General features: G+C 71.4%; 11 protein-coding genes, 1 tRNA gene and 1 other RNA gene. 10 read left to right on the top strand and 3 right to left on the bottom strand.

Going from position 1 to position 12,807, the window contains the following annotated elements:
* Positions 1-25: 25 nt before the first annotated feature.
* The 9 genes from F0357_RS08590 (at position 26) to ftsH (ending at position 10,796) form a co-directional block, all read left to right on the top strand.
* On the top strand, positions 26-679 hold the full coding sequence (locus tag F0357_RS08590; protein WP_153479947.1) for an arylesterase: 654 nt from the start codon (positions 26-28) through the stop codon (positions 677-679).
* 77 nt (positions 680-756) lie between these two features.
* Positions 757-1,809 (top strand): aldo/keto reductase, encoded by a 1,053-nt coding sequence (locus tag F0357_RS08585; RefSeq protein WP_153479946.1) that lies wholly within the window; start codon positions 757-759, stop codon positions 1,807-1,809.
* A gap of 316 nt (positions 1,810-2,125) precedes the next feature.
* Positions 2,126-3,223 carry a 2'-deoxycytidine 5'-triphosphate deaminase gene (locus F0357_RS08580; protein ID WP_153479945.1) on the top strand — a complete coding sequence of 366 codons (1,098 nt, stop codon included), beginning with the start codon at positions 2,126-2,128 and terminating at the stop codon, positions 3,221-3,223.
* A 46-nt stretch (positions 3,224-3,269) separates the two neighbouring features.
* Positions 3,270-3,845 carry a crossover junction endodeoxyribonuclease RuvC gene (ruvC, locus tag F0357_RS08575; protein ID WP_153479944.1) on the top strand — a complete coding sequence of 192 codons (576 nt, stop codon included), beginning with the start codon at positions 3,270-3,272 and terminating at the stop codon, positions 3,843-3,845.
* 185 nt (positions 3,846-4,030) lie between these two features.
* On the top strand, positions 4,031-4,642 hold the full coding sequence (ruvA, locus tag F0357_RS08570) for a Holliday junction branch migration protein RuvA (RefSeq protein WP_153479943.1): 612 nt from the start codon (positions 4,031-4,033) through the stop codon (positions 4,640-4,642).
* Positions 4,643-4,889: 247 nt separating this feature from the next.
* Positions 4,890-5,993: a Holliday junction branch migration DNA helicase RuvB gene (gene ruvB / locus F0357_RS08565; protein ID WP_153479942.1), complete on the top strand. Its 1,104-nt coding sequence runs from the start codon at positions 4,890-4,892 to the stop codon at positions 5,991-5,993.
* A gap of 255 nt (positions 5,994-6,248) precedes the next feature.
* Positions 6,249-7,439 (top strand): tol-pal system protein YbgF, encoded by a 1,191-nt coding sequence (gene ybgF, locus F0357_RS08560; protein ID WP_153479941.1) that lies wholly within the window; start codon positions 6,249-6,251, stop codon positions 7,437-7,439.
* Positions 7,436-8,734 (top strand): tRNA lysidine(34) synthetase TilS, encoded by a 1,299-nt coding sequence (tilS, locus tag F0357_RS08555; protein ID WP_153479940.1) that lies wholly within the window; start codon positions 7,436-7,438, stop codon positions 8,732-8,734. Before ybgF ends, tilS begins: the two co-directional genes overlap by 4 nt.
* Positions 8,735-8,879: 145 nt before the next feature.
* Positions 8,880-10,796, top strand: a complete 1,917-nt coding sequence (gene ftsH, locus F0357_RS08550) for an ATP-dependent zinc metalloprotease FtsH (protein ID WP_153479939.1) — start codon at positions 8,880-8,882, stop codon at positions 10,794-10,796.
* 347 nt (positions 10,797-11,143) lie between these two features.
* Here ftsH and F0357_RS08545 read toward each other — a convergent pair whose 3' ends face one another.
* From F0357_RS08545 to F0357_RS08535, 3 genes are all read right to left on the bottom strand, one after another.
* Positions 11,144-11,755 (bottom strand): 5-formyltetrahydrofolate cyclo-ligase, encoded by a 612-nt coding sequence (locus tag F0357_RS08545; RefSeq protein WP_153479938.1) that lies wholly within the window; start codon positions 11,753-11,755, stop codon positions 11,144-11,146.
* Positions 11,756-11,976: 221 nt separating this feature from the next.
* Positions 11,977-12,134, bottom strand: a non-coding RNA gene (gene ssrS, locus F0357_RS08540) — 6S RNA.
* 96 nt (positions 12,135-12,230) lie between these two features.
* Entirely contained in the window at positions 12,231-12,692 is a 462-nt protein-coding gene (locus F0357_RS08535) for a S24 family peptidase (RefSeq protein ID WP_153479937.1), read from the bottom strand.
* Between F0357_RS08535 and F0357_RS08530 the strand changes: the two genes are divergently transcribed.
* Positions 12,673-12,790 (top strand) — tRNA-Arg (locus F0357_RS08530). The two genes, F0357_RS08535 and F0357_RS08530, sit on opposite strands and share 20 nt — an antisense overlap.
* Positions 12,791-12,807 lie beyond the last annotated feature (17 nt).

Below are 12,807 nucleotides of genomic sequence, written 5' to 3'. Positions count from 1 at the left end.
CCGTTGCGCGTTTCGCGGAGCCCTCATGCCGTTTTCCGTCTCGACCGGTCTCATCGCCGCCGCGGGCCTTCTCGCCGCGAGCCTCGCCACGCCCGGCGCCGCTTCCGCCGAGCCCGTGCGCATCGTCGCCCTCGGCGACAGCCTCACCGCCGGCTACGGCCTGCCCGAGGCGCAGGCTTTTCCCACCAAGCTACAGGCGGCCTTGAAGGCCAAGGGCTACGACGTCGAGATCGTCAATGCCGGCGTGTCTGGCGATACGGCGGCGGACGGCCTCGCCCGGCTCGATTGGTCGGTGCCGGACGGGACCGACGGCGTGATCCTCGAACTCGGCGCCAACGACATGCTGCGCGCGCAAGATCCCGGCCGCACCAAGGCCGATCTCGACGCCATCCTGACGCGGCTCGGCGCACGGAGAATCCCGGTCCTCGTCGCCGGCATGCTCGCCGCGCGCAATCTCGGGCCGGATTATGGGGCCCGCTTCGATGCCCTCTTCCCCGCCCTCGCCAAGGCCCACGGGGCGCTCCTCTATCCCTTCTTCCTCGACGGCGTGGCGACCGATCCGGCCCTCAACCAGGCCGACGGCCTGCACCCGAACGCCCGTGGCGTGGATGTGATCGTCGCCCGCATCCTGCCCTCGGTCGAAGCCTTGATCGCGGAGGCGCGGACGAGGCATCCTTGAGTGGCGACGGCGCCCGCCGTTCCTTCCGCGACTTTCCTCCTCCCGTCCGTTCCTCGTTTTTCGTTCGGAGCCTTCTGATGCAGTACCGCCGGCTCGGCCGTACGGACCTCGACGTGTCCGCGATTTGCCTCGGCACCATGAATTTCGGCGAGCAGAACAGCGAGGCCGACGCCCACGCCCAGCTCGACCGCGCACTCACCGTCGGGGTGAACTTCATCGACACCGCGGAGATCTATGCCGTCCCGCCACGCCCGGAGACCCAGGGGCTGACCGAGTCCTATATCGGCTCGTGGCTCAAGGCGCGGCGCAACCGGTCGAAGGTCGTGCTCGCGACCAAGGTCGCCGGCCGCTCGCCGATGGATTGGCTGCGCGACGACCGCGCGACGACGACGCTGACCCGCGCCCAGATCACCGAGGCCCTCGACAAGAGCCTGAAGCGGCTCGGCACCGATTATGTCGACCTCTATCAGGTCCATTTCCCCGACCGCGCGGTGCCGGGCTTCGGCTCCAACCCGACCATCTGGCGGAACCCCGAACCGGTTCCGAACGAAGTGCCGATCGAAGAGACGCTGATGGTGCTCGCGGACTTCGTCACCGCGGGCAAGGTGCGCCACATCGGCCTCTCCAACGAGACGCCGTGGGGCACCATGCGCTACATCGCGGCGGCGGACGCGATCGGGCTCGGGCGGCCGCAATCGATCCAGAACGCCTATTCGCTGGTCAACCGCACTTTCGAGGCGGGCCTCGCCGAGGTGGCGCTGCGCGAACAGGTCGGCCTGCTCGCTTATTCCTCCCTCGCCCAGGGCTACCTGACCGGCAAGTACCGCGACGGCGCGCTGCCGGCGGGGGCGCGCAAGACCCTGTTCAACCGGCTCCAGCGCTACGAGAAGCCGGGCGCCGAGGAGGCGATCAACCGCTATCTCGACCTCGCCGCCGAATGGGGCCTCGACCCCTCCAAGCTCGCGCTCGCCTTCGCACTGACGCGGCCCTTCACCACCTCCGTCATCATCGGCGCGACGACGCTCGAGCAGCTCGACACCGATCTCGGCGCCCTCGACGTCGCGATCCCGCCGGAGCTCGAGGCGGCGATCGACGCGATCCACCTGTGGCGGTCGAACCCCTGCCCGTGAGGTCCTTGTACGGGGCGGACCCCACCCCGGCGCTGCGCGCCACCCCTCCCCCTGGCAGGGGAGGGGGTGAGGCGGCGTTTTCGTCGCGAGGGGATCCTCCGCTCAAGCCTTTGTTTTGTGAGGCTTTCTCGAATCTCACCGCCGCTCGTCCCTCCCCTGCCAGGGGGAGGGACAGGCCGCGTCAGCGGCGAGGGTGGGGCTCGCCCGGCGTCGCGGCGGAAATCCGCTCTCTGCTTGGTTCCCGGCCGGCTTTGCGTTAGCAGAACGATAGGGACCAAGGTTCGCGGGATCGCGGCCGATCGGCGGAGACGAGACGATGAGCGAGGCGAGGGCCGGCATTCTGCCGCGGCAGGCGATCGCGCGGATGATCGACCGCGGCGAGATCGCCCTCGCCGTGCCGCCGCTCGCCGATCAGATCCAGCCGGCGAGCCTCGATCTCAGGCTCGGCCGCATCGCCTACCGCATCCGCGCGAGCTTCCTCGCCGGGCCGGACGTGAAGGTCGGCGACAAGCTCGACCGGCTGACGCTGCACTCCTTCCCGCTCGACGGCGGGGCGGTGCTCGAAACCGGCTGCGTCTATCTGGTGCCGCTCGAGGAGGCGCTGGCGCTGCCGCCCGACATCTCGGCGACCGCCAACCCCAAGAGCTCGACCGGACGGCTCGACGTCTTCACCCGCGTCATCACCGACGGCGGTCAGGCCTTCGACACCATTCCGGCCGGCTATCACGGGCCGCTTTATGCCGAGATCAGCCCGCGCACCTTCCCCGTTCTGGTGCGGCCGGGCACGCGGCTGTCCCAGATCCGCTTCCGCCGCGGCGATGCCGGCCTCTCCGACCGCGATCTCCTCGCGCTCCACGAGAGCGACGGCCTCGTCTCGCCCGGCGAGCCGGTGATCGGCGGCGGCCTGCGCCTCTCGATCGATCTGACGCCGCGGGCGGCCGGCGAGCCGATCGGCTTCCGGGCCAAGCACCACACCGGCGTCGTCGACGTCGATGCCAAGGCGGCGCGCGACGTGTTCGATTTCTGGGAGCCGATCACCCTGCGCGGCAGCGCCAGCCTGGTGCTCGATCCCGACGAATTCTACATCCTGGTCTCCCGCGAGGCGGTCCACGTGCCGCCCTCGGTCGCCGCCGAGATGGTGCCGATCGACCCGGCCGTGGGTGAGTTCCGCGTCCATTATGCCGGCTTCTTCGATCCCGGCTTCGGCCATGCCGCGGCGGGCGGGGCGGGCTCGCGCGCCGTCCTCGAAGTGCGCAGCCACGAGGTGCCCTTCATCCTCGATCACGGCCAGGAGGTCGGCCGCCTCGTCTACGAGCGGATGACGGAGCTGCCGGACGTGCTCTACGGCGAGGGCCTCGGCTCCAATTACCAGGCCCAAGGCCTCAAGCTCTCGAAGCATTTCCGCGCCGGCTGAGCGGGCGGCGGTTCGGTTCGTTCCGGTTTTGTGCTATCGGGACGTCATGTCGTCCTTACCGATTCGCATCCTCGGCATCGATCCCGGCCTGCGCCGCACCGGCTGGGGTGCGATCGAGGTCGTCGGCAGCGCGGTGCATTTTCTCGGCTCCGGCACGGTCTTCTCCGACGGCGACGACGATCTCGCCCCGAGGTTGTGCCAGCTCTATGACGGGCTCAAGGTGGTGCTCGACCGCATCGCCCCCCATGAGGCGGCGGTGGAGCAGACCTTCGTCAACCGCGACGCCGGCGCGACCCTGAAGCTCGGCCATGCCCGTGGCATCGCGCTCCTGGTGCCGGCGCAGGCGGGCATCTCGGTCGGCGAGTACGCGCCGAACGCGGTCAAGAAGGCGATCGTCGGCGCCGGTCACGGCGACAAGCAGCAGATCCGCATGATGGTGAAGGTGCTGTTGCCCAAGGCGACGTTCGAATCCGACGACGCCGCGGATGCACTCGCGATCGCGCTGTGCCACGCCCACCACCGCACCTCGCCGCTCGCCGTGGCGGCGGGCAAGCGCAAGCGCGGCGTCGACCCGGCCGCCCTCCACCCCCGCATCGCCGCGGCGCTCGCCAAGGCGCGGTGAGGGGTGGGTGTCGGGCGGTTGGAACGTGCTCCGAGATCGCTTTGGGGGGTGACGACCTCTCCCCCGGTCATCCCCGGACTTGTCCCGGGGACCCAGGGGCGGACATCACTCGGCGCACCGAATCGGCCGAAGCGCCTTTAGAGTCATAAATGCCCGACGGGCGGGGATGTTGAGATGAGGCGCGCATGATCGGGAAGCTCACCGGCATCGTCGACAGCGTCGGCGAGGATTATGTGATCCTCGACGTCGGCGGCGTCGGCTACGAGGTGTTTTGCCCCGCCCGGGTGCTGGCGCGGCTGCCGCGGCCGGGCGAACGCGCCGCCCTCGTCATCGAGACCTACGTGCGCGAGGACATGATCCGCCTCTACGGCTTCGCGAGCGCCGAGGAGAGGGCCTGGTTCCGCCTGCTCGGCACCGTGCAGGGGGTCGGCGCCAAAGTTGCGCTCGGCCTCCTCGGCATGTTCGACGTCGACGATCTCGCCGCGGCGATCGCGCTTCAGGACAAGGTCGCGCTCGCCCGCGCGCCGGGCGTCGGCAAGCGCCTCGCCGAGCGGCTCGCGACCGAATTGCGCGACGCCGCCCCGGCCCCGACCAACGCCGCCGCTTTGCTCGCGGGGGGCCGCGCCGCACCGGCGGTCTCGACCGACCCGGCGGTCGCCGATGCGATCTCGGCCCTCGTCAATCTCGGCTACGGCGAGCCCCAGGCGCGCGGGGCCGCCGCTGCCGCCCGCGCGGGCGCGCCGGACGCCGCCGCCGCCCAGCTCATCCGCCTCGCCTTGAAGGAACTCGCCCGATGACGCCCGCGCGCACGGCGCCGATCATGGCGAGCGACCCCGGGTCTCGAAATCGCCGCCTCCTCTCCTTCTCCCCGCATGCGGGGAGAAGGTGGCCCGCAGGGCCGGATGAGGGGCCCTCTCGCCCCCTCGGCGGCGCTTCGCAGCCCACGCCGCCTGTCGTCCCACCCGCCCCCTCATCCGCCCCTTCGGGGCACCTTCTCCCCCGACGGGGAGAAGGGAAGGTGCGCCCCGTCTCCGCGAGGCCGTCATGGTGAGTCCGGTGGGCGGCAAGGGCGCGCGGAGCGCCGGGGCCAAGACTGCGGGGGCCAAGGCGACGCCGTCGAAGGGCATTCTGAGCCCGGAGAAAGCCGGCGACGAGCTCGACGCCGCGCTGCGGCCGCAGAAGCTCGCCGACTTCGTCGGCCAGGCGCGCCTCCGCGAGAACCTCTCCGTGTTCATCGAGGCGGCGCGGACGCGGCAGGAGGCGCTCGACCACGTGCTCCTGGTCGGCCCGCCAGGCCTCGGCAAGACGACGCTCGCCCAGATCGTCGCCCGCGAGCTCGGCGCCGCCTTCAAGGCGACGGCGGGGCCGGTGATCGCCAAGGCCGGCGACCTCGCCGCCCTCCTCACCAATCTCGAAGACCGCGACGTCCTCTTCATCGACGAGATCCACCGCCTCTCTCCGGCGGTCGAGGAGATCCTCTATCCGGCGATGGAGGACTTCGTGCTCGATCTCATCATCGGCGAGGGGCCGGCGGCGCGCTCGGTCCGCATCGACCTCGCCCGCTTCACCCTGGTCGGGGCGACGACCCGGCTCGGCCTCCTGACCAATCCCCTGCGCGACCGCTTCGGCATTCCGCTCAGGCTCGAATTCTATACGCCGGAGGAATTGGAGCTCATCGTCACCCGCGGCGCGCGGCTGTTCGGCATCGGCATGACGAAGGCGGGCGCCGCCGAGATCGCCCGCCGCTCCCGCGGCACGCCGCGCATCGCCGGGCGGCTCCTGCGGCGCGTGCGCGATTTCGCGATCGTCGCCGGCCAGGAGGAGATCGACGTGGCGATCGCCAAGGACGCGCTGGCGCGCCTCGACGTCGATTCGGCCGGCCTCGACACTCTCGACCGGCGCTATCTCCGCCTGATCGCCGAGAGCTTCGGCGGCGGGCCGGTCGGTATCGAGACGATCGCCGCCGCGCTCTCCGAGCCGCGCGACGCCATCGAGGAAATCGTCGAGCCCTATCTCATCCAGCAGGGTCTGACCCAGCGCACGCCGCGCGGCCGGATGCTCACCCCGCAGGCGTTCCGCCATCTCGGCCTCGCGCCGCCGGCGAGCCTGCCGGCCGATCAGATGGGGCTCTTCAACGGCGAAGAGTGACGCGGGCGCGCCGGGTCGGCACGTCTCCCGACGCCGCCACCGACAATCCCCGCCGGGGCCAAAATTTGGACGAACTCGAAGCCGATTGATTTTCGCTCAATGATGGCATGGAGTTCGCCGGCCCGACGACCGGCCGGCGAGCGAGCGGGGTTTCGTGTCCCGATTCCCGAACCTGGATCCCGGCGGCTCGAGCGGGCGCATCTGAGGATCCATGCGGGGCGCGGGGGTCGCCGCCGCAGAGGCAACGAGGCGGTCATGTCGACAACACTCAAATTCGACCGGCCGCGGGCGGTCCGGCTGCACGGGGGTCGTGCGGCGGCGGACGGGGCTCCGCGGCTCTCCTTCGTCGCAACGTGCGTGAGGGCGCTCCGCCCGCGGGCCGCGCGGCTCGTGGCGGCGTGCGCGCTCGCCGGGCTCGCGCTCGCGCCGGCGCCGGCCTCCGCTCAGCTCTTCGGCGGCGGCAACAACAACAATCAACTGAGCTCGATGTCGGTCCGGCTCGACAGCGTCGAGAACCAGATGCGCACGCTGAACGGCCAGATCGAGCAGCTCAACCACCAGATCACCCAGCTCCAGCAGCAGATCCAGCGCATGCAGGAGGACAACGAGTTCCGCTTCCAGCAGCTCGAGGGCGCGTCCCAGGGCGGCAAGAAGCCGGTCAAGAAGTCGGATGCCGGCCCGGCCCCGGGCGCGGCGCCGATCGAATTCGCCGCCGGCACCCCGGCGGACGGCAGCACCAGCGGCACGCTCGACGGGGGGGCTCAACCCCCCGCCGACGTCGCCGCGGCGACCCCGCCGCCGGCAACCGCGCCCGCAGCCGCCGGCAGCGGTCCGCTCGACCTCACCGCCCTGATCCGCTCGAGCGACGCCTCGGTGCCGGCCTCGATGCCCCCCGCCGACGGCGGCATGACGCTCGGCGAAACGCCGGTCGAGAGCCAGACGCTCGGAACGATACCCGCGGATGCCGCTCAGCCGGCCGCCCCCGCGCCGACGGCAAGCGACGCCACCGGGACGCCCTCTGCGGCGGGAGCCCAGGTCGCGGCGCTTCCCGACGCCGCGGCGACGCCGCGCGGGCTCTACGACGAGTCCTATGCGAAGTTCATGCACGGCGATTACACCGACGCCGAGGGCGGCTTCCGGCGGTTCCTCTCGACCTATCCCAACGACAAGCTTGAGCCCGACGCCCAATATTGGCTCGGCGAAAGCCTCTATGCCCGCGGTCGCTACCGCGACGCGGCGAACGCCTTCCTCGAGGGCTATACCCAGCACCCGGACAGCCGGAAGGGGCCGGAAAGCCTGTTCAAGCTCGGCATGTCCCTGAACGGGATGGGCGAGAAGAGCGCGGCCTGCGCCTCCTTCGCCGAGCTCCTCTCCAAATATCCGACGGCGAGCAAGTCGCTCCAGGACCGCGTCCGCGCCGAGCAGAAGCAGGCAAGCTGCTCGTGACCGGCCCGGCGCCGGTCGCCGACGATCGCCTCGAGGCGCTGTTCGCGCCGCTGCGCGGGATGCCCCGCGTCGTCCTCGCCGTGTCGGGCGGATCGGATTCGACGGCGCTTCTCGTTCTCTATGCCCGCTGGGCGGCGCTCGCCGCCGACGTGCCGCCCGCCCTCGTCGCGACCGTCGATCACGCCTTGCGGGCCGGTTCGGCCGCGGAGGCCACGGCGGTCGGCCGGCTCGCCGCGCGCTTCGGCCTCGATCACCGTGTCCTCGTCTGGACGGGGGAGAAGCCCATCGCCGATCTCCAGGCCGCGGCCCGCGATGCCCGCTACGAACGCCTGGTCGAGGCCGCGCGCGTTGCCGGCGCCGCCGCGATCGTCACCGCCCACACCCGCGACGACGTCGCCGAGACCTTCCTGATCCGGCTCGGCCGCGGCAGCGGGCTCGCCGGGCTCGCCGCCATGGGCACGCGGCGACGGCTCGACGAGATCGAGCACATCCGCCCGTTCCTGGCGCTGTCGCGGGAGGAGTTGCGGGCGAGCCTCGTCGCCGCCGGCATCGGTTGGGTCGACGATCCCTCCAACGAAGACCCGCGCTTCACCCGCGCCCGCGTCCGCCGCCTAATGCCGGGCCTCGCCGCGGAGGGCCTCGACGCGGCGCGCCTCGCCGCCACCGCGACCCGGCTCGCCCGCGCCCGGGCCGCGATCGACTGGATGGTGGACCGGCTCGCCCGCGACGCCCTCGTCGTCAGCCCCGGCGGCTTCTTCGCCCTCGACCCGGCCGCACTCCAGGGCGCGCCGGAGGAGGTCGCCCTGCGCCTGTTCTCCCGGGCGCTGACCGCCGCAGGCGGCGGCTGGTACGGGCCGCGGCTCGACAAGCTCGAGGCTGCCTTCGCAGCCGTGACCGCGCCGGCCGCCGGCGATCTCCGCCGCACCCTCGCCGGCGCCGTGGTGGAGCGCCGCGGCGGGCGGCTGTGGATCTACCGCGAGGCGGGCCGCGCCGGCCTGCCCGAGGCGACCCTCGCGCCGGGCCGGCGCATCGGCTGGGACGGCCGCTTCGTCGTCCGCCTCGCCGCCGCGGCGTCCTCGCCCGTCGTGGTCCGCGCCCTCGGCCCCGGCGCCCGCGCCCGTCTGGCCCCGTTGGCGGAGAAAGTGCCGGCGGCGGCGCTCGCGACCGTTCCCGCCGTCTGGCGGGACGGGCACCTCGTCGCGGCGGCGCTTCCCCTCGCGGGGGACAGTGGGGCAGGGGACAGCGGGGAGGAATCATCCGCCGTCATGTTCGAGCCACGGTTTTTGTGGAATTGAACGTCCGTCGAGCGATTGGCTTGAGCCGAGCTTGCCCGCGCCACACAAAGTCGCCGTCCCGGCGCTTGGCACGGACGATACGGACACCTATGTTCTGACGACAAGCGCGCGGGTCTCTCTCGCCCGATCGCGGCAGGGATGGACCATGAACAATACCTTTCGGAACTTCGCGCTGTGGGTCATCATCGGCCTGTTGCTGATCGCGCTGTTCCAGCTTTTCCAGAATCCCGGCAGCCGCTCCGCCTCCACCGACATTCCGTTCTCCCAGTTCCTGAGCGAGGTCGACGACGGCAGCGTCAAGTCGGTGACGATCACCGATCAGACGATCGCGGGCACCTATGCCCGCGGCGGCTCGTTCTCGACCTATGCCCCGCGTGACGCGAGCTACATCGACAAGCTCGAGGGGAAGGGCGTGACGATCACCGCGAAGCCGGCGGGCGAGAACTTCTCGCTGATCGGCGCGCTGATCTCCTGGTTCCCGATGCTCCTGATCCTCGGCATCTGGCTGTTCGTGATGCGCCAGATGCAGGGCTCCGGCGGCAAGGCCATGGGCTTCGGCAAGTCCAAGGCGAAGCTGCTCACCGAGGCCCACGGCCGCGTCACCTTCGAGGACGTCGCCGGCGTCGACGAGGCCAAGGAAGACCTCCAGGAGATCGTCGACTTCCTGCGCGATCCGCAGAAGTTCCAGCGCCTCGGTGGCCGCATCCCGCGCGGCGTGCTGCTGGTCGGCCCGCCCGGCACCGGTAAGACGCTGCTCGCCCGCGCCATCGCCGGCGAGGCGAACGTGCCGTTCTTCACCATCTCGGGTTCCGACTTCGTCGAGATGTTCGTCGGCGTCGGCGCCAGCCGCGTGCGCGACATGTTCGAGCAGGCGAAGAAGAACGCGCCCTGCATCATCTTCATCGACGAGATCGACGCGGTCGGCCGTCACCGCGGCGCCGGCCTCGGCGGCGGCAACGACGAGCGCGAGCAGACCCTGAACCAGCTCCTCGTCGAGATGGACGGCTTCGAGCCGAACGAAGGCATCATCCTGATCGCCGCGACGAACCGGCCGGACGTGCTCGACCCCGCGCTGCTGCGCCCGGGCCGCTTCGACCGCCAGATCGTCGTGCCGAACCCGGACGTCGTCGGCCGCGAGAAGATCCTCAAGGTCCATGCCCGCAAGGTGCCGCTGGCGCCGGACGTGAACTTGAAGACCCTCGCCCGCGGCACCCCCGGCTTCTCGGGCGCCGACCTGATGAACCTCGTCAACGAGGCTGCCCTGATGGCGGCGCGTCGCGGCAAGCGGCTCGTCACCATGGCCGAGTTCGAGGACGCCAAGGACAAGGTGATGATGGGCGCGGAGCGCCGCACCCTGGTCATGACCGAGGAGGAGAAGCGCCTCACCGCCTATCACGAAGGCGGCCACGCCATCGTGGCGCTGCGCGTGCCGGCGACCGATCCGGTCCACAAGGCGACCATCATTCCGCGCGGCCGTGCCCTCGGCATGGTCATGCAGCTCCCGGAGCGCGACAAGCTCTCCATGACGTATGAGCAGATGACCTCGCGCCTCGCCATCCTGATGGGCGGTCGCGTCGCCGAGCAGCTCATCTTCGGCAAGGAGAAGGTCACGTCCGGCGCCGCGTCCGACATCGAGCAGGCGACCAAGCTCGCCCGCGCGATGGTCACCCGCTGGGGCTTCTCGGACGATCTCGGCACCGTCGCCTACGGCGAGAACCAGGACGAGGTCTTCCTCGGCATGTCGGTGTCGCGTCAGCAGAACATCTCCGAGGAGACGGCACGCAAGATCGACGCCGAGGTGCGCCGCCTCGTCGAGATGGGCCACGTCGAGGCGACCCGGATCCTGACCGAGAACCGCGAGGAACTCGAGATTCTGGCGAAGGGCCTGCTCGAATACGAGACCCTGTCGGGCGACGAGATCCGCAATCTCCTCAACGGCCAGCCGCCGGTGCGCGATTCCGGCGACGAGCCGACGACGCCCCGCCAGTCTGCGGTGCCGACCACCGGCAACAAGACCCGCGATCCCGATCTCGGCGACATGAAGCCCCAGCCGCAGGCCTGATGGCTCGCAGGCAGGCATCCGCCGCCGAATGATTAAACCGCCGCCCGGTCCGTCCGGGCGGCGGTTTTGCTTTTTGGGGGCGTGTGTTTGGGTGTGAGGTGTCTCGCCTGCGGCCCGGCGCCTGGCGGCGCCGGACCCCACCCTGACCGCCTTCGGCGGTCTGTCCCTCCCCCTGGCAGGGGAGGGACCTCGCGGCGGCGAGGGTGAAGGCCTGCCTTGCCGCCATGCTGTGTGTGACGCCATTGCAGCAAAAACGCCGCCAAACCCCTCCCCTGCCAGGGGGAGGGGTGGCGCGCAGCGCCGGGGTGGGGTCGCGGCCGGGCGAGACGCCCCCGCCTCACCGCCCCTCAAAGCCGCGGAAAAGCGTGCAGCCCCGTCTCGGTCAGGATGAAATCGAGCGGCCGGTCGTGGGGTTCGGCGGGGATCGCGGCGACCTCTTGGGTCGCGAAGGCGACGCCGACGGCGGTCGGCCGCGCCGGTCCGGCGTCGAGCCGGGCGAGGGCGCGGTCGTAGTAGCCGCGGCCGTAGCCGATGCGGTTGCCGGCGGCGTCGAAGGCGGCCAGCGGCACGAGGAGGAGCGCGGGGTCGCGCTCCGGGGCGTCCACCGGGGGCTCGCGCAGGCCGAACGTGCCGGCCACCAGGGCGGCGCCCGGCGTCCAAGCGCGAAACACCATGTCGTCGGCGCCGACGAGGGCGGGCAGCGCGAGGGGATGGCCGCGCGCGGCGAGCCCGGCGAGCAGCGGTCCGACATCGATCTCGCCGCGGATGGCGTGGAAGCCGGAGACGATCGCCCCCGCGGCGACCGGCAAGCGGTCGGCCATCGCGGCGAGGACGGCCGCCGCCCGGGCGCGGGCCTCGGGCTCGAGCGCGGCCCGGCGGGCGAGCGCTTCGCGCCGCAGCGCGTCCTTGGTGGCGACGATGGCGGGATCGCGGGGCGGAAAACGGTCGGGATCAGGCATCAGTCACCGCGGGGCAGCAAGTCCGAGGCGAGGCCCGTGCCGGGAGGCGTCGACCCTTGCCCACGGGGGCGACGTCCGTGATACCGTGCCGGGGGCTTTCCGCAGAGCGGAGAGCGGGATCGCACAGGTCGACGAGAGGCGACGACCCGCCGCGCGGCGGCGAACGGCCGCCGTCCGGATGCGGGCCGGAGAAAGGCCTGAGGGAAGGAAAGGGGAAAGTGGGCGCACCGCTTAGCCGTCGGCAGCGATCGATCCCGGGAACCTACAACGTAGGTGGGCGCCGTATATCCAGGCCCAGGGGCCTAGTCAGGGACAGCTCCCATGAGGATCGATAAGGCCCCGGGGATATTTGAAGCTCCGTCGCACCGCGCAGGAACGCCCGAGGCGAATATAGTCGGCCTCTCCGCCGCTTGCCAGAGCGCAGATGGTGGAAAAGACGCACGCCCGGCGCCGAACGCCGCAGCCCGCTCCCGCGTCACTGGCTCGCCCACAGAATGCGGGCCATCCAGTCGATGTCCTTGAGAGCGAGGAGGCGGGGCGGATGGTCGGGATTGAGCGAATGCAGCTCGACCGAGCGCGCCGTCGCCCGCTGGAGAATCTTCGCCATCACCTCGCCCTCGAGGGTGCGCACCACCACGCGGTCGTGGCGGCGCACCGTCGCCGTGCGCGAGACGATGAGGATGTCGCCGTCGCGATAGGCGGGCAGCATCGAATCGCCGGACACTTCCAGGGCGAACACGCCCTCGTCCGGCGGGGAGCCGGGAAAGGCGATCTCGTCCCAGCCGGTGCCGACCGGATAGCCGCCGCCGTCGAAGAAGCCGCCGATGCCGGCCTGGGCGAGGCCGAGCAGCGGCACGGTCTGCCGCTCCGGCGCGGGCGGCGGCACGGCTACGCGGCCGAAGAAGTCGTCGAGGCTCGCGCCGGTCGCCTCCAGCACCTTGGCGATCGATTCCGTCGAGGGCCAGCGCGGCCGCTCGCCGGCGAAGCGCTTCGATTTGTTGAAGGTCGTCGGATCGAGCCCGGCCCGGCGCGCCAGCGCCGACGGCGACAGG

The organism is Segnochrobactrum spirostomi (assembly GCF_009600605.1).
Taxonomy (GTDB): domain Bacteria; phylum Pseudomonadota; class Alphaproteobacteria; order Rhizobiales; family Segnochrobactraceae; genus Segnochrobactrum; species Segnochrobactrum spirostomi.
This window is presented reverse-complemented; position numbering and strand designations above follow the sequence as displayed.